The sequence below is a fragment of the Buttiauxella selenatireducens genome, assembly GCF_031432975.1.
GTDB lineage: Bacteria > Pseudomonadota > Gammaproteobacteria > Enterobacterales > Enterobacteriaceae > Buttiauxella > Buttiauxella selenatireducens.
Genome location: NZ_CP133838.1, coordinates 35,994 through 62,477 on the forward strand (window position 1 = coordinate 35,994; position 26,484 = coordinate 62,477).

A 26,484-nucleotide genomic window follows, 5' to 3' on the forward strand; every position below is an offset into this window, starting at 1 on the left:
TGGGGTCCGATGCTCGTCGAAACCGACGGGGTACGCGTGATCAGTTCAACGGGCGCACTGGAAACCGGGCATGAGAATTCATTGCAGAGCGCCGTTCCTGACCAGGTTCACAGCAAGGCTCGCGTGCAATTCCCTATGGCCCGCAAAGGATTTCTGGCATCACCTGACGCACCACAAGGTGTGCGTGGTGAGGACGACTATGTACGGATTAGCTGGGATCAAGCGTTACAACTCATTCACCAGCAACATCAACGTATTCGCGAGAGTTATGGATCAGCCTCGATTTTTGCTGGCTCCTACGGCTGGCGTTCCAATGGTGTGCTGCATAAAGCGGCGACGTTATTGCAACGTTATATGAGTCTGGCGGGCGGATATACCGGGCATCTTGGCGATTATTCTACCGGTGCGGCGCAGGTCATCATGCCGTACGTGGTGGGCTCCAATGAAGTTTACCAGCAACAAACGAGCTGGCCTTTAGTGCTGGAACATAGTGATGTCGTGGTGTTGTGGAGTGCTAACCCACTGAACACGCTAAAGATTGCGTGGAATGCCAGCGATGAGCAGGGCGTGAAGTATTTCGAACAACTGAGAGACAGCGGCAAAACGGTGATCACCATCGATCCGATGCGATCGGAAACGGTGGATTTCCTCGGTGAAAAAGCCCAGTGGATTGCGCCGAATATGGGCACCGATGTGGCGCTGATGCTGGGCATTGCCCATACGCTGGTGATCAATGGCTGGCACGATACGCAATTCCTTTCGCGTTGCACGCACGGTTACGACAAATTTGCGGCTTATCTGTTGGGCGAATCTGACGGCCAGCCAAAAACAGCGCATTGGGCGGCAGAGATTTGCGGCGTACCGGCACAAACCATCGACTCTCTGGCGCGGTTATTCAGTGAAAAACGCACCATGTTGATGGCGGGCTGGGGGATGCAGCGTCAGCAGTACGGCGAGCAAAAACACTGGATGCTGGTAACACTGGCGGCAATGCTTGGGCAGATTGGGACGCCAGGCGGCGGATTTGGGCTTTCATATCACTTTGCGAACGGCGGTAATCCGACACGTCGCGCTGCGGTACTGGGATCCCTGCAAGGTTCGGTGAAAAACGGTATTGATGCCGTGGAAAAAATCCCGGTGGCGCGCATCGTCGAAGCGCTGGAAAACCCAGGCGGCGAGTATCAGCATAATGGGCTGCAAAAAACCTTCCCGGATATTCGAATGCTGTGGTGGGCGGGCGGTGCCAATTTCACCCATCATCAGGACACTAACCGTCTGATTAAAGCCTGGCAGAAGCCGGAGTTGGTGGTCATTTCCGAGTGCTTCTGGACGGCTGCGGCGAAACACGCGGATATTGTCCTGCCGATCACCACATCCTTTGAGCGCAATGATTTGACGATGACTGGCGATTACAGCAACCAGCATCTGGTGCCAATGAAGCAAGTCATTTCACCGCAGGGTGAAGCACGTAATGATTTTGATGTTTTTGCGCAGCTCAGCGCATTGTGGGAAGAAGAGGGCGCGACACGTTTCACGGAAGGGAAAACCGAGCTGCAATGGCTGGAAGAGTTCTATGAAATTGCGCGTAAACGTGGGGCCGCTCAGCAGGTTGAATTGCCTGATTTCCAACAGTTCTGGGATGCTAACCAACTGATAGAAATGCCAGAAAGTGAGAAGAATGCCGCTTTCATTCGTTTTGCTGATTTCCGCAAGGATCCGCAGGCTAACCCGTTAAAAACCCCTAGCGGCAAAATTGAAATTTTTTCCGAGCGCATCGCCAGTTTTGCTTATGCTGATTGTCCCGCGCACCCGACCTGGCTTGCTCCGGATGAGTGGCAGGGCAATGCCGCTCCCGGCCAGCTCCAACTGCTTTCGTCGCACCCGGCGCACCGTTTGCACAGCCAACTGAACTATGCGGCATTACGCGAGAAATACGCTATTGCCGGACGCGAGCCGTTAACGCTGCATCCCAAAGATGCCGCAGAACGTGGTATCGCCGATGGGGATTTGGTCCGAGTCTGGAATGCGCGTGGGCAGGTGTTGGTTGGGGCGTTAGTAACGGAGGGCATCAAGCCGGGCGTGGTCTGTATTCATCAGGGAGCATGGCCGGATTTAGATGACCGGAAACTGTGTAAAAACGGTGCGGTAAACGTGCTGACGCTGGATATACCGACTTCGCGGCTGGCCAATGGCTGTGCCGCGAATTCATCGCTGGTGTGGGCCGAAAAGTATCTTGGCCCAGCGCCGGAAGTCACAGCGTTTCTCCCTCCTGCCAGCTCATAATCCACGTCGGGTGGTGCGTTTCATTTTGCCAGGCGCTTTCTTCAATGCGAAAGCCCTGGTGATGATAAAAATGCACTGCCCGATGATTCATCTGGTAAACCTCAAGGCTCAGCGCTGAAAAGTGCGTTTTGACGTGTGCCATCAACGCCTGTCCAATTCCTTTGCCGATGAACGGTTCACTCACAAACAGCGCACCAATAAAGTGTGAGTCCAGCACGCTGATAAATCCCACTATTTTGTCATTTTCGACATAAACCCAGGTCATTGATTGCGGAATATAGACATTCCGGACAATCGACTCACTTTCATGCCAGTAACGCTCGCGAATAAACGGATGTGCCTGAATGGTGCTGGCAAGCCAAATATCGATCAGCTCATCCATTTCATCCGACTGCATACGGCGAATCATTTCAGGTTATCTGGGTGGCAGAAACAGCTCGTCACATGGTCGTTAACCAGACCACAGGCCTGCATAAATGAGTAGCAAATCGTCGAGCCTACAAATTTGAAGCCGCGTTTTTTCAGTGCTTTGGAGAGCGCGTCTGAAGCGGGTGTGGTGGTTGGGATTTCAGCAAGCGTGGCGGCTTTCGTCACTTGCGCCTGATTGTCGACAAACGACCAGACAAACTCAGGGAATTTCTCGCCGTTCGCTTCCATCGCCAGGTATGCTTTCGCGTTATTGATTATGGCTTCTATTTTTCCGCGATGACGGATGATGCTTGCGTCCTGAACCAACAGATCGACATCGTCTGATTGCAATAATGCTACCGCTTGAGGGTCGAAATTTTTAAAGCAGCGACGATAGTTTTCGCGCTTTTTCAACACGGTAATCCATGACAAACCGGCCTGCTGTCCTTCAAGGCAGATCATCTCGAAAAGATGTTGTCCATCAGTGACCGGCACGCCCCATTCTTTATCGTGATATTCCATGTAAAGCGGGTCCTGGGATACCCATCCACAACGCAACATACGTTTCTCCTTTGATGAAATTTCTCGTGCCAACTTGACGTGCCAGATAAAGAGACAATAGTTAATTCAGGGCTATCCCTTACATACTTCAAGTCGCCTCTTTGTTGGCTGCGTTTGCTTACCCGAATCACTTACTTATGTAAGCTCACCGGGATTCGCTCACTTGCTGCCTCGATGCACCTTGAATTATTTTTGGGCTATCCGCAAGCCCGCCAAAAAGACTAAAAATATCGCCGGATTTGGCTCTTTCCTGGAGTCGCATTAATGATAATAAAACTACGCAGTGGTCACCGTGTCACTCTCACCACGGTGCTGGCTTTATGTTGTCTTACCTATGCTACGAATGTATTTGCCTGGCAACAAGAATATGTTGTTGAGGATGCACCGGGCGAAACACAGGATCGTTATACCTGGGACAGCAGTCACCAACCAAGTTATAACGATATTCTCGCAGAACGGATTAATTCTTCTTTTACCTCCCAAAACCAGGAGGGGCTGTCGCTCGTTTCTGGTAACGATAGCGTTAGCGCTGATAACTCACTTTTGGGTATTGGCTGGAATATTAGTTTGCCTGGAAATATCACTACGGGGCCGACTGCAAAGTACCGCTGGGACGGTTCATCGACGGGGATTTATAACGAATACGGTGATTCGGTTGTCGGGTCTGGATTTAACGATCAGCTTTGGCATGCCAGCGTGTCTAGCGTGGGCTGGCGGCTGGATTCGTCGCTCGGCTATCTGCATCCGTGGGCACAGATAAGTTACAACCACCAGTACGGCGAAAACTTGTGGAAAGCCCAGTCAGGGCTGAGGGCGAATGTTGCGTCAGGCCAGGATAGCAACTGGATTGATGTCACCGTCGGTGCGGATATGCCAATCGGTAAAAATATGGCGGCGTTTGCTTCGTTGTCACAAGCCGAAGGTGTCACCACGGGCGAAACCTATATTTATAACCTTGGCGTCAGCGCAAGGTTCTGATCATTCATTTAACCTTGCGCTGGTATATTTAACATTTAATTATCAGCATTTACGCCATTTATAGCGATAGTAAGCACTAACCGTTCAAAGAATTAATCTCACGTCCAGGTCATTCATTCCCTTTCAGTGGCATTTCATTCCGCTCTGAGTGCATCTCATGCCTTTTTCTCCTGGAATAAAATGCACTTCGTTACTCTTAGCGGCAGAAGATTTCTCTTAAATTTTGCGGACATCTGCCATGAATAATGCCAACTACAACCGTACACGCTGGTTAACGCTAATCGGCACCATCATTACTCAGTTTGCACTGGGTTCCGTTTACACCTGGAGTCTGTTCAATAGCGCGTTGTCGCAAAAACTGGGTGAGCCAATCAGCCAGGTCGCATTCTCCTTTGGTTTGTTAAGCCTCGGCCTTGCGATCTCTTCCTCAGTCGCAGGCAAACTGCAGGAACGTTTCGGTGTGCGTAACGTGACGATGGCAGCAGGTGTGCTGTTGGGTGTTGGCTTCTTCCTGACCGCTCACTCCGACAATCTGCTGATGTTATGGCTGAGCGCCGGTGTGCTGGTGGGCCTGGCAGATGGCGCAGGTTACCTGTTAACTCTCTCCAACTGCGTGAAGTGGTTCCCTGAGCGTAAAGGCCTGATTTCCGCATTCGCCATTGGTTCCTACGGCCTTGGTAGCTTAGGTTTTAAATACATCGACACTCATTTGCTGGCGACAGTAGGCCTTGAAAGCACCTTCATGATTTGGGGTGGCCTGGCGATGGTGATGATTCTTTTCGGTTCAATGCTGATGAAAGATGCGCCATTGCAGGAAGTGAAAACAGCGAGCGGCGTGGCTGAAAAAGATTACACACTGGCAGAGTCTATGCGTCAGCCACAATACTGGATGCTGGCAATTATGTTCCTGACAGCCTGCATGAGTGGTCTGTATGTGATTGGTGTAGCAAAAGATATCGCGCAGGGTATGGTGCATTTGACTGCTGAAGCGGCGGCTAACGCGGTGACTGTTATCGCCATTGCTAACCTGAGTGGTCGTTTAGTTCTGGGCATTTTGTCCGATAAAATTGCCCGAATCCGCGTTATTACTATCGGCCAGGTCATTTCTTTAGTCGGTATGGCGGCACTGTTGTTCGCCCCACTCAACGAAGCGACTTTCTTTGCCGCGATCGCTTGTGTAGCCTTTAACTTCGGCGGCACCATCACCGTTTATCCATCACTGGTCAGTGAGTTCTTTGGTCTGAATAACCTGACTAAAAACTACGGTGTGATTTACCTGGGCTTCGGTATCGGCAGCATCTGCGGTTCGATTATCGCCTCTGTGTTCGGCGGCTTCTATGTCACCTTCTGCGTCATCTTCGCGCTGCTGATTTTGTCCCTGGCCATTTCAACGACTATCCGCCAGCCTGCACGAGAAGTCTTGCAAGAAGCTCACGCTTGATAGCGAGCCATTAATGCCGCAAACCATGCCGCCGGGACGTTATACGGCGGCATCATTAATTGTGAAATCCCTTGTTCGATAATACTGTCTGCCTGAATCCTTAACTGCTCATTCCCTCGCGCTAATCCTGCCAACTGAATCCGTTTTTCAATCAAATAGACTCGGGCAAAATGCGGGTCATAGCGTAAAATTTCACGCGTATTATCAATGATATCCGCGATTTTAATGGTTTGCGCTTCGCCGCTGGCATTGGCGGTATGCAGGAAATGGGCGCGTTTACGCGTCATGCGGTTGGTGCCTGGGTGCTGCTCGGGGTTTGTCACCATGGCAACAAGCATCGCGACGTCTGGCCCAAAGTGTTCCTGAATATCGACAATCGTGCTGCCGGTGTCCTCTACCGTATCGTGTAGCCAGGCCGCAGCAAGCATCTCCTCAACCAGCGACACGCTTCTGACCAGTTCCACCACGGCGGCGGGATGAACAATGTATGGCTCAAGTGTATATTTGCGGCGCTGATCGCAAGCTGCATGGGCCTTAGCGGCATATCGGCGTGCGCGTTCTTCCAGTGACAACATGATTTCCCCTCCGCATCACCCGTATTGGCTCATGTGACCCACAACCCGGTCGTGACGCCTGGTTTTTGTTATGCCTTTTAAAAAGGTAAATCAGGCTAGAGATATGTAAACAACATATCGAATCGCGATTTTTGTCGATACTTTTTCCCCACCCTATGCTCTACTAATTCGCACAAAAAATTGGCTAAGAATCGTCCTGATTCGGACTTTATTTTTTCATTACTCAGAATTTTACAAGTTAAAGAGAGTCTGAGTGATGTTTATGACATTTCTTCTTTTGCACCATTTCTTCGGACAACTGCATGAATTACGTTAAATCGATGACCCAGCAGAAGCTGTGCTTGCTGCTCGCGGTATACATCGGACTATTTTTAAACCTTTCGGTTTTTTATCATCGTTTTGAAGGATTCATTCGGGAATTTAGCGGCTTTAAAGCATTTTCTATGTTGGCTGAAGTCGCTGCATGCGTGCTGGTCACTTTCTTCTTACTCCGTCTGTTGTCGCTGTTTGGCCGCATGGTTTGGCGAATTCTCGCGTCAATGATTGTGGTGGTCTCTGTCGCTGCAAGCTACTACATGACGTTACTCAACGTTGTTATTGGCTACGGGATCATTGCGTCGGTAATGACCACCGATATCGACCTTTCTAAAGAGATTGTCGGCTATCAGTTTGTCATGTGGATGATTTTGGTCAGCGTTATCCCGCTGGCGTTAATTTGGGGAAGTAATACCCGCGACACCTTGCTTCATCAGTTAAAAACACCAGGCCAACGCATCAAGAATGTGGCTATTGTGCTGCTGGCAGGGTTGATGGTCTGGGCGCCTTTGCGTTTACTGGATAAACAACAAAACCGTTCTGAGAAGCGCTCAACCGTTGATATGCCAAGCTATGGCGGTGTGGTCGCAAACTCCTATCTGCCGTCTAACTGGGTTTCCGCTTTGGGTCTTTTTGCCTGGGCTCAGGCCGATGAATCGACAGATAACAACTCGTTGATGAATCCGGCGGAAAAGTTCACCTATGTCGCACCAAAAGAGCTGGATGATACCTATGTCGTGTTTGTGATTGGCGAAACGACGCGCTGGGATCATATGGGGATTTTGGGTTATGACCGTGATACCACGCCAAAACTCGCCAAAGAGAAAAACCTCGTCGCTTTCCGTGGGGAATCCTGCGATACCGCGACCAAACTTTCGCTGCGCTGCATGTTTGTGCGTGAAGGGGGAGCGGAAGACAACCCGCAACGGACGTTAAAAGAACAAAACGTGTTTGCCGTACTCAAGCAACTGGGTTTTAGCTCTGAGCTGTTTGCGATGCAAAGTGAAGTGTGGTTCTACGGCAATACCATGGCAGATAACTTCTCTTATCGTGAGCAAATCGCCGCTGAGCCACGGAACAGCGGTAAACAAGTCGACGATATGTTGCTGGTTGAGGAGATGAAGCGTTCGGTTGATAAGCATCCAGATGGTAAGCATCTGATTGTGCTGCACACCAAAGGTTCGCACTTCTCTTACGTGCAACGCTATCCGCGCAGCTTCGCTAAATGGACTCCTGAGTGCGTCAGTATTGATTCAGAGTGCAGTAAAGAGCAGTTGATTAACGCATTCGATAACTCAGTGCTCTATACCGATACGGTGCTGGATAGTGTGATTTCTCAGTTGCGTGATAAGCGGGCGATTATTTTCTACGCCTCGGATCATGGTGAATCGATTGATGAGAAAAAGCATTTGCATGGTACGCCACGCAAAATGGCACCGCCTGAGCAATTCCGTGTTCCGTTGTTAGTTTGGGCTTCAGATAAATATCTGGAAAACCCGGACCGCGCGCGTGAGTTTGAACACATGCAGGAACAGGCGAAAATGAAAGTGCCGCACCGTCATGTCGAGTTGTACGACACGATTCTGGGTTGCCTGGGCTACACGTCGCCTGATGGCGGTATTAACCAGAATAACAACTGGTGTCATGTGCCGCAGAAGGCAGTACAGTAACTTTTTCGCCACATATGCTGGAAATTGAATCAAACGGACGTAATTTTAAGTATCAGGGATTGACGGCTAAAACGGTGCGCAGTAAGATGCGCTCCGCATTCGGCGAGTAGCGCAGCTTGGTAGCGCAACTGGTTTGGGACCAGTGGGTCGGAGGTTCGAATCCTCTCTCGCCGACCAAATTCGAAAAACCTGCTTTTTAAAGCAGGTTTTTTTTCGTCTGGAATTTGAAGAGGATGAGAACCTCCGAAGGAGGTTTGAGCCGAGCGTAGCGAGACAACGTTGCTTTAGCAACGGCCCGCAGGGCGCGTCACGCAGTGACAAGTCATCCTCTCTCGCCGACCAAATTTAGAAAAAGCCAACCTTCGGGTTGGCTTTTTTGCATCTGAAGCTTATAGAGGATGAGAATCTCCTCACTAGCTCAAATCATTAAAACTACTGACAACCTTGTTATAGGCCCGGATCACTCTTCCCGCAGAGCCTTTGACCATCCATTCGCTCATGCTGCCAATTTGGGCCTTTTCACCTTCGCTATAAGCAACGTGACTTTGTTGTCGCTGAATGCGCTCTGCGACTAAATTGCTGTATTGGTTTGCAGAGTCGAGCAGGAAGCTATAACGAATAAGGCTGGCATTGTCTGATGGCGGCGTCGCTTTATAACATTCTTTAGCCTCCGCAATCAGCGAGTTGAGTGCCGTCACCTGTAATTTTGCTTCTTGCGGGGTAAATGTTTCTTTGCTCACTATTTCCGTCGCTTTATCGGCCTGGATAATAATGGCGAGAGAATAATAGACTAATGTTTTGTCCTGGCTTTTTTCTATATCAGAAAGTGTGCTCTGGAGATTTTGAATATTACTTCCGGCTGAGTGATCACTCCAAAAGGGATAAGATCCATTCTGGATATTAACCGGGGCCTTCGGTAGGGCGTAGCATTGTGCGTTCCTGATGTGAGCCTGTTCAGAAGAGGCACTTGCAGAAACGTCCTGCTGTGTCTCATCACATCCTGAAAGAAATAACGCTGTTAATAAACCACTCATAAGAACACGAAGCATTTTCTTGTTAATATATTCCCTGTATGAATACATATTAATTCCTTGGAGAAAGAATCAACAATATTAATAATGACGTTGCTCCGTCAAGGGTTGTTGTTTATTGTCTTAAATTGGACTTGTTAATTATTATAAATATTAATACATGTTTTGTTGGTTATTTTCGTTTTATTCCAGTGACGCTTAAAAATAGTGTTGTTTTTATTTGTTCATTTTAAACGATCTCTTCCTGAACGGAGTAAAACAGCCTGTTTGGTGACTCAAAATGGTTTTACCTTTCTGTTTACGTTGTATCCTCCTCGGGAGGACGATTTTGTGACATTTTCCATCGTATTTTGTTATGGAAAATAGTGGTTTTTTACCCCGATGCTTATGTTTCAACCCAGCATTATTCGCTGTAGGAGATATGGATCACAAAACATATCGTTCAGATAATCAGCATTCGGCAAGAAATTTTACAAAATAGACACAACTGAATACGGCTGTAGCTCGTCTTTTAAGCAGTGTAATATTCTAGAAACATAGCCGTAGCATAAATTTCCCTGCTGGAAATAGAGTGACTGGCTTTTTTTTAACTTTGTTCGCTGTTTCTCACCTCGGTTGTAAATCCCCGTTACCTATATTGACGTTTTACTCATCTATTGACAGATTGTAGGGCGTGAGGGGCAAATTATGGACAGTCCGCACTACCACACAGCTAGCCTGACGAAGGGAAACCCTGGCCTCACCATCGCCTCCGGGCACACCGAACAGACCGCACTCATATAACAAAGGTCTAACGGATAAAAACAACACGACATATGTCCCAATAGATTTCTTGTTGCAGTGTGACGGCAATTGAACAAAACACCGGATCTTACTTGGGTAAGTGACGGCGTTAGTGCAAGGCAGCCTACAAAGCTTCGGCAAGAAAGATGAAGGGAACATCACAACGGAGCAGAAGAATGAGTCTTTCCTTGAAGAAGTCAGGGATGCTGAAATTTGGTCTGAGCCTGGTGGCACTGACCGTAGCAGCTAGCGTTCAGGCAAAAACCCTGGTTTATTGCTCAGAAGGTTCCCCAGAAGGTTTTAACCCTCAGCTGTTCACCTCTGGTACTACGTACGATGCCAGCTCAGTGCCAATTTATAACCGTCTGGTTGAGTTCAAAATCGGCACCACTGAAATCATTCCTGGTCTTGCTGAAAAGTGGGAAGTGAGTGAGGACGGTAAAACTTACACCTTCCATCTTCGCCAGGGCGTGAAGTGGCAGGACAACAAAGATTTCAAACCAACGCGTGACTTAAATGCTGACGACGTTGTGTTCTCCTTTGATCGCCAGAAAAATGCAAACAACCCGTACCATAAAGTCTCTGGCGGCAGCTACGAATACTTTGAAGGCATGGGCTTGCCTGACCTGATCAGCGAAGTTAAGAAAGTAGACGACAAGACCGTTCAGTTCGTGCTGGCGCGCCCGGAAGCTCCATTCCTTGCCGACCTTGCCATGGACTTCGCGTCTATTCTGTCTAAAGAATATGCCGACAACATGATGAAAGCCGGCACGCCGGAAAAAACTGACCTGAACCCAATCGGTACCGGTCCGTTCCAGCTGCTGCAATACCAGAAAGACTCCCGCATTCTGTACAAAGCGTTCCCAGGCTACTGGGGTACTAAGCCGCAGATCGACCGTCTGGTGTTCTCAATCACTCCAGATGCTTCTGTGCGTTACGCGAAACTGCAGAAAAACGAGTGCCAGGTTATGCCATACCCGAACCCGGCTGATATCGCTCGTATGAAAGAAGATAAGAGCATTAGTTTGATGGAACAGGCTGGCCTGAACGTGGGTTATCTCTCCTTCAACACCGAGAAGAAACCGTTTGATGACGCGAAAGTACGTCAGGCGCTGACTTACGCGGTAAACAAAGATGCGATCATCAAAGCGGTTTATCAGGGCGCAGGCACTGCGGCTAAAAACCTGATCCCACCAACCATGTGGGGCTACAACGATGACGTGAAAGACTACACCTACGATCCTGAGAAAGCGAAAGCGCTGCTGAAAGAATCCGGCCACTCTGACGGCTTCACCGTTGATCTGTGGGCAATGCCAGTACAACGTCCGTACAACCCGAACGCTCGCCGTATGGCTGAGATGATTCAGGCTGACTGGGCGAAAGTGGGCGTAACTGCCAAGATTGTTACCTACGAGTGGGGCGAGTACCTCAAACGTGCGAAAGCAGGTGAGCATCAGGCTGTGATGATGGGCTGGACCGGCGACAATGGGGATCCGGACAACTTCTTCGCGACTCTGTTTAGCTGTAATGCGGCGAAAGACGGGTCTAACTACTCTCGCTGGTGCTACAAGCCGTTTGAAGACCTGATTCAGCCTGCGCGTGCAACAGACGATCACAACAAGCGTATCGAACTGTACAAGCAAGCTCAGGTTGTGATGCATGACCAGGCTCCGGCGCTGATCATCGCTCACTCCACGGTATACGAGCCAGTGCGCAAAGAAGTGAAAGGTTACGTGGTTGACCCATTGGGCAAACACCACTTCGAGAACGTTTCGGTCGAATAATACTGGCTGATTACCCCTCACCCCGACCCTCTCCCTGAGGGAGAGGGAGAAGATCGAGGTCTTTTCCCTCTCCGCTGGAGAGGGGGAGTCCGAGGGGGTTTTTCCCCTCTCCTGGGGGAGAGGGTTAGGGTGAGGGCGACACATCGCCAACCCGACTTCCCCCCCAGGTTTGCGGAAATTATTTGTGAGCAATAAAGACGAAGAGTCACCAGACTTTTCGTCATTACAGAGAATCCGGGATATGTTGCAGTTCATCCTCCGACGTTTGGGACTCGTTATCCCCACGTTTATCGGTATTACCCTTCTTACCTTCGCTTTCGTGCACATGATTCCCGGTGACCCGGTAATGATTATGGCCGGTGAGCGCGGTATCTCTCCTGAACGTCATGCTCAGTTGTTGGCCGAACTCGGTCTCGACAAGCCAATGTGGCAGCAATACCTCCATTACATATGGGGCGTGATGCACGGTGACTTGGGCATTTCGTTAAAAAGCCGTCTCCCTGTTTGGGACGAGTTCGTACCGCGCTTTAAAGCGACGATGGAACTCGGTGTTTGCGCCATGCTTTTCGCCGTTGCCGTGGGGATTCCGGTTGGCGTTTTGGCAGCCGTTAAACGTGGTTCCATATTCGACCACACCGCTGTGGGCCTGGCGTTAACAGGCTACTCAATGCCTATTTTCTGGTGGGGTATGATGTTAATCATGCTGGTTTCAGTCTACTGGAACCTCACGCCAGTCTCCGGGCGCGTCAGCGATACGGTATTCCTTGATGACACCTTGCCGCTCACCGGATTTATGCTTATCGACACCGCGATATGGGGTGAGTCCGGTGACTTCATCGATGCCGTGATGCATATGATATTGCCAGCCGTGGTACTCGGTACCATCCCACTGGCGGTTATCGTGCGTATGACCCGCTCGTCCATGTTGGAAGTGTTGGGCGAAGATTACATCCGTACTGCTCGCGCTAAAGGGTTGACCCGTATGCGCGTCATCGTCGTACACGCTTTGCGTAACGCCATGCTGCCGGTTGTCACCGTTATCGGCTTGCAGGTGGGGACATTGCTGGCAGGTGCGATTCTGACGGAAACCATCTTCTCCTGGCCGGGCCTTGGCCGCTGGTTGATTGATGCATTACAACGTCGTGACTACCCGGTAGTACAGGGCGGCGTATTGCTGGTGGCGACGATGATTATCCTCGTCAACCTGATCGTCGACTTACTGTACGGCGTGGTGAACCCGCGTATACGCCATAAGAAATAAGGGTCTATCATGACGCAAATAACTGAGAATAAAGTGGTCGCGGCGCCCGTCCCCATGACGCCGTTCCAGGAATTCTGGTACTACTTCAAAAAAAATAAAGGGGCGGTCGTTGGCCTGGTGTATGTCACCGTCATGATCCTGATCGCCATCTTCGCTAACGTCCTTGCTCCACACGGCCCGGCGGAACAGTTCCGTGATTCCTTGCTGCACCCTCCGGTGTGGCAGGAAGGCGGTAGCTGGCAGTTCCTGCTCGGTACTGATGACGTCGGCCGCGACATCATGGCTCGCCTGATGTACGGCGCGCGTCTGTCGCTGCTGGTTGGCTGTCTGGTGGTGGTACTGTCGCTGATAATGGGCGTGGTGCTCGGCCTGATCGCAGGCTACTTTGGTGGCCTTATCGACAACATCATCATGCGTGTCGTCGACATCATGCTGGCGCTGCCAAGCCTGCTGTTGGCTCTGGTATTGGTCGCGATATTTGGCCCATCGATAGTTAACGCCTCGCTGGCACTGACCTTTGTTGCGCTGCCGCACTATGTGCGACTGACGCGTGGCGCGGTGCTGGTGGAAGTGCATCGCGACTACGTGACCGCTTCTCGCGTTGCAGGCGCGGGTTCTATGCGCCAGATGTTCATCAACATTCTACCGAACTGCCTCGCACCGCTTATCGTGCAGGCCTCCCTTGGCTTCTCTAACGCCATTCTCGATATGGCCGCTCTCGGCTTCCTCGGCATGGGTGCGCAACCGCCAACACCGGAGTGGGGCACGATGCTCTCCGACGTGTTGCAGTTCGCACAAAGTGCCTGGTGGGTTGTCACCTTCCCTGGTGTCGCAATCCTGCTGACGGTGCTGGCATTTAACCTGATGGGTGACGGGCTGCGTGATGCACTCGATCCTAAACTCAAGCAGTAAAGAGGCACGAGATGGCGTTATTGAATGTAAATAAATTATCGGTGCATTTCGGCGACGAAAAGACACCGTTCCGTGCCGTAGACCGCGTGAGCTATAGCGTAAATCAAGGCGAAGTGGTGGGTATCGTTGGGGAATCAGGTTCCGGTAAATCGGTCAGCTCGCTGGCGATTATGGGGCTGATTGATTACCCAGGCCGCGTGATGGCGGAGAAACTGGAGTTTAACGGCCAGGATCTGCAAAAGATTTCCGAGAAAGAGCGTCGTAACCTGGTCGGTGCCGAAGTGGCGATGATCTTCCAGGACCCGATGACCAGCCTCAACCCTTGCTACACCGTTGGTTTCCAGATTATGGAAGCCATCAAGGTGCATCAGGGCGGCAACAAAAGTACCCGTCGTCAGCGTGCTATTGACCTGCTGAACCTGGTCGGCATTCCCGATGCGGCTTCGCGTCTGGACGTTTACCCGCATCAGCTTTCCGGCGGTATGAGCCAGCGTGTGATGATCGCCATGGCGATTGCCTGTCGTCCTAAGCTGCTGATTGCGGATGAACCGACTACTGCGCTGGATGTCACCATCCAGGCGCAAATCATTGAGCTGTTACTGGAACTTCAGCAAAAAGAGAACATGGCGCTGATTCTAATCACCCATGACCTCGCGCTGGTGGCTGAGGCGGCACACAAGATCATCGTGATGTACGCCGGGCAAGTGGTGGAAACCGGCGCATCGCACGACATCTTCCGTGCACCGCGCCACCCGTACACTCAGGCATTGCTGCGCGCGCTGCCGGAATTTGCGCAGGACAAAGCGCGTCTGGCCTCGCTGCCAGGCGTGGTTCCGGGTAAGTATGACCGCCCGACCGGCTGCCTGCTCAACCCGCGTTGCCCGTATGCGACGGATAAATGTCGCACTGAAGAACCAGAACTGAACATGGTGGACAACGGGCGTCAGTCCAAATGCCACTTCCCACTCGATGATGCCGGGAGGCCAACCCTATGAGTACCGATAAGGCCACTGCGCAACCTCTGTTGCAGGCCATCGACCTGAAAAAACACTACCCGGTGAAGAAAGGCATTTTCGGCCAGGAACGCCTGGTGAAAGCGCTGGACGGCGTTTCGTTTGAACTCGAACGCGGCAAAACGCTGGCGGTGGTGGGCGAGTCTGGCTGTGGGAAATCCACGCTGGGCCGCCTGCTGACAATGATCGAAATCCCGACCGGTGGTGAGCTTTACTACCAGGGCCAGGATTTGCTCAAACCTGACGAAACCTCTGAAAAGCTGCGTCGTCAGAAAATCCAGATCGTGTTCCAGAACCCGTACGGCTCGTTGAACCCACGTAAAAAAGTGGGGCAAATTCTCGAAGAGCCGCTGCAAATCAACACCAGTCTGAGTAAAGCCGAGCGCCGTGAAAAAGCGCTGGCGATGATGGCGAAAGTCGGCCTGAAAACCGAACATTACGACCGCTATCCGCATATGTTTTCCGGCGGTCAGCGTCAGCGTATTGCCATCGCCCGTGGTTTGATGCTCGACCCGGACGTGGTGATCGCCGATGAACCGGTATCTGCGCTGGACGTTTCCGTGCGTGCGCAGGTGCTGAACCTGATGATGGATTTGCAGCAGGATATGGGGTTGTCGTATGTGTTTATCTCCCACGATTTATCCGTGGTAGAGCACATTGCCGACGAAGTGATGGTGATGTATTTGGGCCGCTGCGTAGAGAAGGGGACGAAAGACCAGATTTTCTCTAACCCGCGCCACCCGTACACCCAGGCGTTATTGTCTGCAACACCGCGCCTGAACCCGGATGACCGTCGCGAACGTATCAAGCTGACAGGCGAGCTACCAAGCCCGCTGAATCCGCCGCCAGGCTGCGCATTTAATGCCCGCTGTCGTCGCCGCTTCGGGCCATGCACGCAGTTGCAGCCGCAGCTTAAAGAGTATGGTGGTCAGTTGGTGGCGTGTTTTGCGGTTGATCAGGATGAGAACGTGGAAATTCGGTAGTTCGGATCGCCTTCGCCCTCACCCTAACCCTCTCCCACCGGGAGAGGGGATTGTTCTGGTTTTCACCTTCACCCTCGGCGTGATTTTCTCCTTCTCCTGGGGGAGAAGGTCGGGATGAGGGCGTTAAGCTAAACTCTTCGGTCCAATCCCTTTCTGTATCAAAACCTCGCGTGGCAGGTTTATTCCTTGTTCTGCCAGGGGCTATGCGCATTGTTATTGGCTGGTAACTCAAATTATTTGAATAGAAATGCGCGGGCCATATGTCTGTATAAAAAACTGCGCACTGAGTTGATTCATCAGTTGCGTGAATATATGTTCACTCAAATCCCGCCTCTAATGTTAATTTCTTACGCGAAATATTCCAAATCAAGAAATGCTCTTTATGTGTGTGAAATCACAAAAGAAAGCTGCTACCTTTTAAGGAGTAGTGTTAAATATTACTCAAGCTCAAATCTAATCGGTTATATGCTTAGCCCGTTATTAATAAGAAAAAAAGATGGTGATGAGACCATCAGTGCCTATATATTGGCTTGAAATGCAGCAGTTTTCCGAAAATGAATAATAAATCACAGAATGATAACGCACTGCAATTATTAGTGATTCATGAAGTCAATAAGCCAAAATTATAACCAACCAAAATGTTCTAATAGTCACGGTATAAGCTTGAGTATATTCATGCATCAAATACAAATGTCTTATAAATCATGGGTGTCGCAATGAAAAACTATGATGATTTGCAGCGTTTCAAGGATAAGACTCGTACAGGCGCTATCGACTTCAAAGATATGTCTGCGCAAAGCCAACAGTCAGATGCCAGCAACTGGGCGATAATCAAACAGTTAATGAAAACTGAAGATGAAGGTTCTGTGCTTTCCCATGCAGGCAGTATCGCAGTGCCCGTTCCGCAAGCGGTAAAGGCTGATGAGTTTGATGCCAGCCATTTCAGGCCATTGGTGGCGCAACCTATCAGCAACTCGGCGTCTCAAGGATCTATTCTGGATAGCTTGCAAAGCGCGCTGCCAGAAGCTAAAGCCGAGGTTTTCCAGCCTGAGCAAAGTCATCACACCACAGCGACGTTGTTTGAACAACTTGCACCGGTAGTGGCGCAACCAGAATCCATTATTGAATCGTTAAAAGAACCAACAAAAGAACCGCTAAAAGAAACCGTGAAACCTGCCGCTATCGCAGCGCCGCAGGCCTCTGCACCGGTAAAAACTGAACCTGTGCGTTTTGACAAACTGTTCGCAGCCAAAGGGAACACGGCGCGGAATCATCCCGCTAAAGACTTACCGCTGCAACCGTTGCTGGAGATGATTGCGTCATGCCGCTAGTGTGTGTTTGCTCGCCAAAAGGCGGAGTAGGAAAAACCACGGTTACCGCCAATTTGGCGTATGCGTTAGCTCGCGCGGGTAGCAAAGTGTTAGCCATTGATTTTGATGTGCAAAATGCGCTGCGCTTGCATTTTGGGGTGCCTTTATCGGATGGCCGTGGCTATGTGGCAAAAGCCATTGAATCCGCAGACTGGAGCCAGTCCGTGCTGACTGCCGGTAGCAATTTGTTCGTGCTGCCGTATGGCGATGTCACCGAAGAACAGCGCATGGAGTTTGAGCACCGCCTGAGTACCGACAGCCATTTTCTGATGCGTGGATTAAGCACCTTACTTAACTACCCAGGCCTTGTGATCATTGCCGATTTCCCGCCAGGCCCTAATCCGGCGCTGAAAGCGGTATCGCATTTGGCCGATTTGCATCTGGTGACCATGATGGCAGATACCGCTTCGCTGTCATTGTTGCCGCATATTGAAAATCACCGTCTTATTGGTGAACCGCTAAACAATAAAGCCGGATATTATTTTGTCCTCAACCAAAGTGATAACCGCCGCCATATTAGTCGCGATGTCACGGCATTTATGCAACAGCGTCTTGGCGATCGTTTGCTCGGGGTTATTAACCGCGACGAAAGTGTGGCTGAAGCCAACGCGTCTCAGCAATCAATATTCGATTTTAGCCCGGCCTCTGCTGCGGCTTTTGATATTGAACTGATCAGTAAAAGAGTTGCGGGTGTTCTCGGCATAAAAATTGGTGATGGCGCGGTACATGCCGCCTTGAGAACATCAAATTTCTGACAATCATCCAGGATGTCCTATGAAAAAGGTCCTGTTTTATTTACTGCTATTGGTCATGGCACCCATAGCAGTGCTTATCATCATTACGCCTATGGACAGCCAGAAGCAGTATATCTTTGGCTTTATCAGCCTCGGTATGATGTTTTTATTAGGCTTCAGCAAAAAGCACAGCGTGTCGATAATCATGATGCTGGTATCAGTGTTGATGTCGACGCGTTATATTTATTTTCGTGCAACTCAAACCTTACATTTTAATTCCGAAATAGAAGCCATTTTAGGTATAGGGTTATTTTTAGCCGAACTGTATATCTGGGTTGTCTTATTACTGAGTTATCTGCAAACCGCATTCCCTTTAAAACGGGGGATAGTGCCGCTGCCGGATGACACCTCGACCTGGCCGACGGTCGATGTGTACATTCCCAGCTATAACGAAAGTCTTGAAGTGGTGCGCGATACCGTGCTGGCCGCGCAATGTATCGACTATCCGCGCGACAAAATAAAAATCTACCTGCTCGATGACGGCAAGCGGCGTGAGTTTGCGGTGTTTGCGGCGGACGTTGGCGTGGGGTACATCACGCGCAACGACAACTCGCACGCCAAAGCTGGTAACCTCAACCACGCCATGAAACTCACCAAAGGCGAACTGATTTGCGTCTTTGACTGTGACCACGTCGCCACGCGCATCTTCCTGCAAGCCACGGTGGGTGCCTTCCTGCAAGACCCGAAACTGGCGCTGTTGCAGACACCACACTACTTCTACTCTCCCGATCCTTTTGAGCGTAACTTGTCGGGCGGTAAAAATATTCCTAACGAAGGCGCGTTGTTCTACGGGCCAATCCAGCAAGGGAATGACAACTGGAACGCGACGTTCTTCTGCGGTTCCTGTGCGGTCATTCGCCGCAGTGCGCTGGAAGAAATTGGCGGTTTTGCGGTAGAAACCGTGACCGAAGATGCGCACACCGCGCTGAAAATGCAGCGCCTTGGCTGGAAATCCGCGTTCCTTGATATTCCGCTGGCGGCAGGGCTGGCGACGGAGCGCCTGGTTCTGCACGTTATCCAGCGAACCCGTTGGGCGCGTGGTATGACGCAAATCTTCCGTCTCGATAACCCGTTATTCGGTCGTGGCCTGAAATGGCAGCAGCGCCTGTGCTACCTCAACGCCATGCTCTATTTCCAGTTTGCCTTGCCGCGTGTGGCGTTCGTGACCGCACCGCTGGCCTATTTGCTGTTTAACCTGAACATCATCCACTCGTCAGCCAGCCTGATTTTTGCTTATGCGCTGCCGCACCTGATCCTGAGTATTTACCTCAACTCGCGTATGAACGGGCGTTATCGCTACAGTTTCTGGGGCGAGATTTACGACATGGTGATGGCTTTCCACCTGGTTCTACCGACGGCGGTCACGATGCTGTTCCCAAAACGTGGCAAGTTCAACGTGACCGATAAAGGCGCGTTGCTGGACGTCGGGTATTTCGATTTCAGCGTCGTTCGCCCGCATATGATTGTGGCGGTTTTACTGGCAGTGGGAGTCACCGCGGGGATTGTGCGCGCCTTTGCCCATGACTACTTTGATGTCGACCCTAACGTTATCGCGCTGAACGTTGGCTGGGGCTTATACAGCCTGGTGTTCCTGCTGGCGGCAATCGCCGTCGCCCGTGAAACGCGCCAGACGCGAAAAACGATTCGTATTGATGTCGATATCCCGGTGGTGATTCATTACGCCAGTGGTATCTCCTCACGCAGCCATACGCTTGATTTGTCCATGGGTGGCAGCCGCATTGCGGTGCCGGATGACCGCCATCTCACCGACGAAATTGAAGAAATCGAGCTGCAACTGAAATCCGGCTCTATCAGTATTCCGGTGCAAATGATCTCTTACGACGAACAGGCGATTCGCCTGATGTTTGAAGAGATCCCACTGGACCGCCGCCGTGAACTGGTGCGCGTGGTGCTGGCACGTGCTGACGCCTGGATTCACCCGCCAAAACCGCAGGACAACCCGTTCCGTTCCCTGCTAATCATTATTCGCTGTGTGTTTGATTTGTTCTGGCTGACGTTTAAATCGCGCCGCGAAAACCGCCGTTTGCGTCAGGAAGAGGCAAAGCGCATGGAAAGTACCGGTGAGGACAACGTGGTATGAAACGGATGACCTTTAAAGTTTGCCAGTTGTTGCTTGCGTTAAGCGTTTTAACAACACCGGTGATGGCCGAAGAGGCCACCACGGTGGAGTCGCTTCTTCCGATAGATTTACCGGTACCGGGCCAGGAACCCGCGTCTGCACCAGAAACGGCACCTGCCGCTCCGGTCGTGGCTACGCCTGCACCTTCGATTATCGTGCCGGGGAGTGTGAGCAGTATTACCGTGGCGCAGATGGGCCAGCCGCACGGCGTCATGCTCAGCGGTGGCCAGTTACAGGCGGGTATTGATTTTACTTTGCCATCCGATCAGGTCATCACCAACGCGCAGCTGTTTCTGAACCTGAAAGTGTCTCCGGCGATGGCGGCACGAAATACGACATTGCAGCTGATGATGAACGGTCAGCCATTGGGAACCGTTCCACTGGGTTCTGCTGACAGCGATGTTTCCAACTATCAGCTGGAAATCCCGGCGGCGATGGTAGTGTCGAGCAACAACATCAGCTTTAAAATCAACGATGGTGATGCGTTACTCTGCTTGCGTGACCTGTCGGATAAATACCAGGTCACCATCATGCCGAACACGCGGCTGGACCTGGAAGGGCAGCAGCTGAATATCGGCGCGGATCTCAGCCAATTCCCACGCCCGTTCTTTGACTCAATGCAGATGACGCCTGCTTCTGTGGCGTTTGCCTTCCCGGCAAAAACGCAGCCAGAACAAGTGAGTGCGGCGGCATTGGTTGCATCCTGGTTGGGCATTGAGGCGGATTATCGCGGCATCTCCTTTAACGCGTTGAACGACAAACTGCCTGAGAAAAACGGCATTCTGTTTGGCAAACCTGGTGAGCAGATTGGCGGCCTGACGCTGCCTGAAACGCAAAAACCGATGCTGCAAATTATCGATAACCCAGGCAATCCGGTTTATAAGCTGCTGTTGGTGGTTGGGAATTCCGATCAGCAATTGCGCGCAGCCGCCTGGCGTTTAACACAGGGGAAATTTACTCTCCAGACCGCCAGTACCACCGTTGAAAACCAGAATATTCCAGTAAGCCTGGCGTATGACGCACCGCGTTGGATCACTACCGAACGCCCGGTGCGCTTAACCGAGCTGATGCGTAAAGACCAAAGCCTGACCGCGACCGGTATCTGGCACGAACCGTTAAGCGTGGCCTTCCGTGCGGCACCGGATCTGTTCTTGTGGGATGGCGGCACGATTCCGATGAAAATCGGCTATCGCTTCCCGACGGAAAACTGGATAGACGAAGATCGCTCTTTCCTTTCCATGACCTTCAACGGCACCTTCCTCAGCAACCTGCCGGTGAACAAGCTCGGCGCGCTGGAAACGCTTTGGCGTAAATTGGGTGGCGATGCACGGCAGGAAAGTTACAACCTCGCGCTGCAACCTTATCTGATTTATGGCGATAACCAGTTATCACTGTATTTCAACATCGAAACCAAAGAATCCGCACCGTGTAACGTACTGCTTAATAACAATATTAAGAGCCGTATCGACGAAAACTCGTGGATCGATTTGAGCAAAACGCGTCACTTCTCGCTGCTGCCAAACCTTTCTTACTTCGTTGGTGCGTCGTTCCCGTTCTCACGCTTCGCTGACTACTCGCATACCGTTCTGTTGTTGCCAGAAAACCCAGGCGAGGCTGAAATCAGCACGCTTTTGAATATGGCGGCGCGTTCGGGGAATGCGACCGGCACATCGCTTAACAATAACGCGGTGATGTTTGGCCTGCCGACGGGCGGCGCAAACCTGCAACGTCTGGAAATCAGCCACGTGCTGGCGGTTTCAACGCTCAATCAAAGTGCGTTTAACCGCGCACTGCTGGCTCAGTCGCCCTTTACCAGCAACGAGCATTCATTTGGTGTTCGGGACAAATCCATCTGGCAAAAAATACAAAACTGGGTCGAAGGCGACTGGGGTTCAACGGGTGTTGGCGCTGACCGCTACTTCTCGTCTAACGAAGCGTGGCGTGGGTTTGTCAGTTTCCGCGCACCATGGAACCCGGCACGAGTGGTGGTGATGGCGATTGGTACCACGGATGAACAGCTTTTACGGCTTCAGACGGACTTAAGCTCGGCGCGCATCAACGCCGGTATTCGTGGCGATGTCGCGATCATTACCGATGAAAACGGTGTGCGCAGTTTCCGCGTCGGCCAGCAGTTCCCGAGCGGTCAAATGCCGTGGTACATGATGGTGGTCTGGTATGCCAACCAGCATTCTGCATTTATGGCCGTTTTATGTTTGTTGTTCGCCACAGTGATTGGCCTGAGCCTGTATGCCTTACTGAAAAAACGCGCGCGCAAACGTCTTAATCCTCAGGATGATGGAAAATAAAGGTGGTGCTCAATGAATCATAAAAACAAAACCGCCCATCGTTTGTTAACGCTGTGCTTCTTCGGCAGCCTGACGTTTGGCGCTCAGGCTGCAGAAAACAATTCGGTTGCAGAAAACAATCCAGCGCTAAAAGCGTTGTTCGACCAGGCCAATTACTGGCATGAAAAGTCTCATGACGAGCTGGCAAAAGAAGCGCTGCAAAAAGTGTTGATGGTCGATGCCAACAATACTCAGGCGTTGTACCTGATGGCGCTCTGGTCCCAGCAGGCCGGGGACATCAAAGGTGCGGCACAATGGCGCGAACGCCTGGCGTCAGTTTCACCGCAAGATGGCAATTTGCAGGCGCTGGATAACGCCAAACAAATTCAGCAAATCCCGCGTGGGCAATTGGATTTAGCCCGCCAGCAGGCCAGAAGCGGCAATATTCCCGCCGCCCTCGCCACCTGGCGCAGTTTATTTAATGGCGACCAGCCACCGCCAAGCCTTGCGCCAGAATATTATCTGACGATGGCGGGTGATAAATCGCTCTATCCGCAGGCCGTGGCAGGCTTGCGTCAGTTTACGGCGCAAAACCCGCAGGATAACGGCGGACGCATCGCGCTGGGTAAAGTGCTGACCTATCAGGAAGGCACGCGCCGCGAAGGTATGGACATCCTGCAAAATATGGCAAGCGGGAGCCAGGATGCTGATAAAGCCTTGCGTCAGGCGTTGCTCTGGCTTGGCCCAACCTCAAGCGACGAACCCTATTATCAAACCTTCCTGCAACGCCACCCAAAAGACACGGTGGTGCAAGATCACTACCGTAAAAACATTGGCGGTGCGGCGAAAGGTGAAGGTTTTAACGCGCTTAACAGCGGTAACACGGAAGCGGCAAAAACGCAGTTTGAGCAGGTGTTGCAAACCAACCCGCAAGACGCCGATGCGTTGGCTGGGATGGGTTACATCGCACAACGTAAAGGTGATTACAGTGCCGCGGCTGAATATTTAAATCGTGCCGCGAACCTCGGTGGCGATCAGTCTGGCGAGCGCAAACAACAAGCCGATGACGCTGAATTTTACGGGCAACTGGCGAGCGCTCAGGCGGCATTCAAGCAAGGGAATATCAGCCAGGCGCTGGCGCTCAGTGCGCCACTGGCCCAGCAAAGTGGCGAGCGCGGCACTTCGGCCAAATTATTCCGTGCGGATGTTCAGCGGCACAATAAAGATTACGCCGCCGCCGAGCAGTCTTTGCGCGGTATTCTGGCCGAGCAGCCGAATAACGGTGCTGCGCGTGAAAACCTCTACTACGTGTTACGCGAGCAGAACAAAACCGCTGAAGCCCAGGCGATGCTGCAAACTTTACCCGCCAGCTTGCAGGCGAAATTGCAGCCCCGTGTATCTGGCGGCAATCCAGCCGATCCGCTGCGTCGTCAGGCACAGCAGGCTGCGGCAAATGGCAATCCGCAGCAAGCCATCGATATTTTGCAGCAGGGGGTCGCGCGTTACCCATCCGATCCATGGTTGCGCCTTGATTTAGCCCGCCAGCTCCAGAAACAGGGACGCCGCGACGAAGCAAGTAACGTCATGGCGCCGTCATTCCGGCCAAATGCCTCCAATACCGAACTGTATGCCGGTGCGCTGTTTGCCAGTGAAAACAATGCCTGGCAGCAATCACAAACTTTGCTGTCGCGCATTCCAGCCGCCAGCCAGACCAGCGACATGCGCAGCCTGGCGGCACGCGTGAACTACAATTTGCAAATGTCGGTCGCGGAACGCTACCTGGCGCAGGGCGATACCGTCGCTGCGTCTAACACCCTAAAAGCCTTGGCGATGCGCCCACCACAAAGCCCAGCAGACGCCGGTAAACTGGCGAAAATGCTGGCGCAAACCGGTGATGTCACTACGGCTGTGACGATCGTGCGCGACAACATGCGTCGTGGTGTGCAAGGCAATGCTGGCGATTATGGCGACCAGATAGCCGTGCTGAACCAGGCAGGGCTGGGGCGCGAAGCTCAGGCATTCCTTGCGAGTCCTGAATTGCAATCGCGCAGTACACCAACGCAACTGGCCAGCGTCCGTAATGGTTATGTGATCAACGAAGCCGATCAGCTGCGCACGCAGGGTAATTATGCGGCGGCGTACGACAAACTGATCCGTGCGATGCAAAACGACCCGCAAAACACCGACCTGATGTTTGCCATGGCGCGTTTGTATCAGTCCGGCAAAATGAACAAAGAAGCGGGCGTGGTTTACGACTACCTGATGACGCGTGACACGCCGCAGCAAGATGCACGGGCAGGGGCGATTGATGTCGCTCTTGCCAATAAAGACGTTGATAAAGCTAAACAGTTAACCGCCGGATTGCGTAACGACGAAACGCCGGATCGCTTGTTGCTATTGGCGCGAGTTGCGGAAGCCGATGGCAATCACCAGCAGGCCATGAGTTATTTGCGTACCGCGCGTGGGAAACTGGTCGGCCTGCAAGGAACGAGTGGCGACACCGCACCTACTATGGGTGGGCTGGCGTTGGCAGATAACCCGTTTACCCCGAAAAACACCGTTGCCCCGCAAACGGCATCCAATTCGCTGTATGGCGATGTCATGCCGTGGCAAGTCGCTCAACTGGCTCGTAACCCACAAACTGCACCTCCGGGCACCACGCGTACCGACTTGCCAGTTGAAACGGCACAGGCGGGCACGTTGCGCCAGGTGGATAACATGATGGAGCAGCTGACGGAGAAAACCGCGACCTGGGCGCGAGGAGCCGTGGCGGTTCGTGGTCGTGATGGCGAAAGTGGCCTGAGCGAACTCACTGAAATCAAAGCGCCACTGCAATGGTCAACCGTTCCGTTTGGCGACTCACGTTTGGATCTCAATGTGACGCCTATCAGCCTGAATGCCGGGAGTTCGTCTGACCAATCCAGTCTCCGTTTTGGTACGGGCGCGTTGATTCAGGGGCAGGTGGCTCAAGATATGTATAACGCCTCGACGACGACACCGCCGGAGTTGCCCAATATCGACAAGATAACCGTGCCTTCTCAGGGCTCGCAAAGCGCTGCGGGTGTGGAAGTCGCCATGGCGCTGACGGGCGAGCAGTACAAATTAGACGTCGGATCCACGCCATTGGGTCAGGATTTAAATACCGTTGTCGGTGGCGTGCAGTGGTCGCCACAACTGACCGATTACCTGAAGCTGGTTCTGACCGGCGAACGTCGTGCCGTGGTCGACAGCTTGCTGTCTTACGTTGGTGTGGAAGACAAATACAGCGGTAAGAAATGGGGCCAGGTCACGAAAAACGGCGGGAACGCTCAACTGAGCTACGACGACGGTGATGCAGGTTTCTACGCGGGCGTAGGTTTGTATAACTACATTGGCGAAAACGTGCCGAGTAACGGCAACGTCACGGGCAATGCTGGCGTCTATATTCGCCCATACCGTGCTGATGACCGTGAACTGAAAACCGGTATCAGCATGAGTTACATGGACTTCTCGAAAAACCTCAGCTACTTCAGCTATGGGCAAGGTGGCTACTTTAGCCCGCAGGATTACATCAGCGTTTCCTTCCCGGTGGATTACACGCAGAAGTTTGATAACTGGGATATGTCGGTTGGCGCATCCGTGGGTTATCAGTCGTATAGCCAGAATGAAAGCCCGTACTTCCCGACTGACTCAGCGATGCAAGCGCAACTGGAAAACTATGTCGCCAACGGTTTTGCTAAAGAGGCGTGGTACAGCGGCAGTAGCAAAAATGGTATGGGTTATAACTTGCGTGCCGGCGCTGATTACAAGGTTAACAAAGACATGCGAATTGGTGGGCAGGTCGGTTATGACACCTTTGGTGATTACAACGAAAGTACCGCGCAACTCTACTTCCGTTATCTGCTAGGGAATAATTAA

At 51.8% G+C, this 26,484-nt stretch carries 18 protein-coding genes, 1 tRNA gene and 1 other RNA gene; 16 read left to right on the forward strand and 4 right to left on the reverse strand.

Annotation, left to right across the window (positions count from 1 at the left end):
* Positions 1-9 precede the first annotated feature (9 nt).
* A complete protein-coding gene (locus tag RHD99_RS00180; RefSeq protein WP_309877070.1) occupies positions 10-2,283 on the forward strand; it encodes a molybdopterin guanine dinucleotide-containing S/N-oxide reductase in 2,274 nt (757 codons plus the stop codon).
* Here RHD99_RS00180 and RHD99_RS00185 read toward each other — a convergent pair.
* Together RHD99_RS00185 and tag are read right to left on the reverse strand one after the other, a co-directional pair.
* Entirely contained in the window at positions 2,252-2,692 is a 441-nt protein-coding gene (locus RHD99_RS00185; RefSeq protein WP_183272074.1) for an N-acetyltransferase, read from the reverse strand. The two genes, RHD99_RS00180 and RHD99_RS00185, sit on opposite strands and share 32 nt — an antisense overlap.
* Positions 2,689-3,252 carry a DNA-3-methyladenine glycosylase I gene (gene tag / locus RHD99_RS00190; protein WP_309877071.1) on the reverse strand — a complete coding sequence of 188 codons (564 nt, stop codon included), beginning with the start codon at positions 3,250-3,252 and terminating at the stop codon, positions 2,689-2,691. The genes RHD99_RS00185 and tag overlap by 4 nt, the downstream gene beginning before the upstream one ends.
* Positions 3,253-3,516: 264 nt before the next feature.
* Here tag and RHD99_RS00195 point away from each other — a divergent pair, with 264 nt between their 5' ends.
* Positions 3,517-4,230, forward strand: a complete 714-nt coding sequence (locus tag RHD99_RS00195; protein WP_183272076.1) for an autotransporter domain-containing protein — start codon at positions 3,517-3,519, stop codon at positions 4,228-4,230.
* Positions 4,231-4,468: 238 nt separating this feature from the next.
* Complete coding sequence (locus tag RHD99_RS00200) at positions 4,469-5,671, forward strand: L-lactate MFS transporter (RefSeq protein WP_309877072.1); 1,203 nt, start codon at positions 4,469-4,471, stop codon at positions 5,669-5,671.
* Here RHD99_RS00200 and RHD99_RS00205 read toward each other — a convergent pair.
* Positions 5,662-6,246, reverse strand: a complete 585-nt coding sequence (locus RHD99_RS00205; protein WP_309877073.1) for an HD domain-containing protein — start codon at positions 6,244-6,246, stop codon at positions 5,662-5,664. The two genes, RHD99_RS00200 and RHD99_RS00205, sit on opposite strands and share 10 nt — an antisense overlap.
* Before the next feature lie 302 nt (positions 6,247-6,548).
* Between RHD99_RS00205 and eptB the strand changes: the two genes are divergently transcribed.
* The 3 genes from eptB (at position 6,549) to RHD99_RS00220 (ending at position 8,573) form a co-directional block, all read left to right on the forward strand.
* A complete protein-coding gene (eptB, locus tag RHD99_RS00210; protein WP_309877074.1) occupies positions 6,549-8,231 on the forward strand; it encodes a kdo(2)-lipid A phosphoethanolamine 7''-transferase in 1,683 nt (560 codons plus the stop codon).
* 100 nt (positions 8,232-8,331) lie between these two features.
* Positions 8,332-8,408, forward strand: a tRNA-Pro gene (locus tag RHD99_RS00215).
* A 35-nt stretch (positions 8,409-8,443) separates the two neighbouring features.
* Positions 8,444-8,573, forward strand: a non-coding RNA gene (locus RHD99_RS00220) — RtT sRNA.
* A 71-nt stretch (positions 8,574-8,644) separates the two neighbouring features.
* Here RHD99_RS00220 and RHD99_RS00225 read toward each other — a convergent pair.
* Positions 8,645-9,313, reverse strand: a complete 669-nt coding sequence (locus tag RHD99_RS00225; RefSeq protein ID WP_309877075.1) for a DUF3829 domain-containing protein — start codon at positions 9,311-9,313, stop codon at positions 8,645-8,647.
* A gap of 908 nt (positions 9,314-10,221) precedes the next feature.
* Here RHD99_RS00225 and dppA point away from each other — a divergent pair.
* From dppA to RHD99_RS00275, 10 genes are all read left to right on the forward strand, one after another.
* On the forward strand, positions 10,222-11,829 hold the full coding sequence (gene dppA / locus RHD99_RS00230; protein WP_309877076.1) for a dipeptide ABC transporter periplasmic-binding protein DppA: 1,608 nt from the start codon (positions 10,222-10,224) through the stop codon (positions 11,827-11,829).
* Positions 11,830-12,070: 241 nt separating this feature from the next.
* Positions 12,071-13,090: a dipeptide ABC transporter permease DppB gene (gene dppB, locus RHD99_RS00235; protein ID WP_183272082.1), complete on the forward strand. Its 1,020-nt coding sequence runs from the start codon at positions 12,071-12,073 to the stop codon at positions 13,088-13,090.
* A gap of 9 nt (positions 13,091-13,099) precedes the next feature.
* Positions 13,100-14,002, forward strand: a complete 903-nt coding sequence (gene dppC / locus RHD99_RS00240; RefSeq protein WP_309877077.1) for a dipeptide ABC transporter permease DppC — start codon at positions 13,100-13,102, stop codon at positions 14,000-14,002.
* A gap of 11 nt (positions 14,003-14,013) precedes the next feature.
* Entirely contained in the window at positions 14,014-14,997 is a 984-nt protein-coding gene (dppD, locus tag RHD99_RS00245) for a dipeptide ABC transporter ATP-binding protein (RefSeq protein ID WP_309877078.1), read from the forward strand.
* Positions 14,994-15,998, forward strand: a complete 1,005-nt coding sequence (gene dppF / locus RHD99_RS00250; protein ID WP_309877079.1) for a dipeptide ABC transporter ATP-binding subunit DppF — start codon at positions 14,994-14,996, stop codon at positions 15,996-15,998. The genes dppD and dppF overlap by 4 nt, the downstream gene beginning before the upstream one ends.
* A gap of 716 nt (positions 15,999-16,714) precedes the next feature.
* Positions 16,715-17,329, forward strand: coding sequence for a cellulose biosynthesis protein BcsO (gene bcsO / locus RHD99_RS00255; RefSeq protein WP_309877080.1), 615 nt, complete (start codon positions 16,715-16,717; stop codon positions 17,327-17,329).
* Complete coding sequence (gene bcsQ / locus RHD99_RS00260; protein WP_309877081.1) at positions 17,320-18,123, forward strand: cellulose biosynthesis protein BcsQ; 804 nt, start codon at positions 17,320-17,322, stop codon at positions 18,121-18,123. Before bcsO ends, bcsQ begins: the two co-directional genes overlap by 10 nt.
* 19 nt (positions 18,124-18,142) lie before the next feature.
* Complete coding sequence (bcsA, locus tag RHD99_RS00265; RefSeq protein WP_183272088.1) at positions 18,143-20,263, forward strand: UDP-forming cellulose synthase catalytic subunit; 2,121 nt, start codon at positions 18,143-18,145, stop codon at positions 20,261-20,263.
* The gene (gene bcsB / locus RHD99_RS00270) at positions 20,260-22,608 is read left to right on the forward strand and encodes a cellulose biosynthesis cyclic di-GMP-binding regulatory protein BcsB (protein ID WP_309877082.1); all 2,349 of its coding nucleotides are present in this window, start codon (positions 20,260-20,262) and stop codon (positions 22,606-22,608) included. The genes bcsA and bcsB overlap by 4 nt, the downstream gene beginning before the upstream one ends.
* Positions 22,609-22,620: 12 nt before the next feature.
* A complete protein-coding gene (locus tag RHD99_RS00275) occupies positions 22,621-26,484 on the forward strand; it encodes a cellulose biosynthesis protein BcsC (RefSeq protein ID WP_309877083.1) in 3,864 nt (1,287 codons plus the stop codon).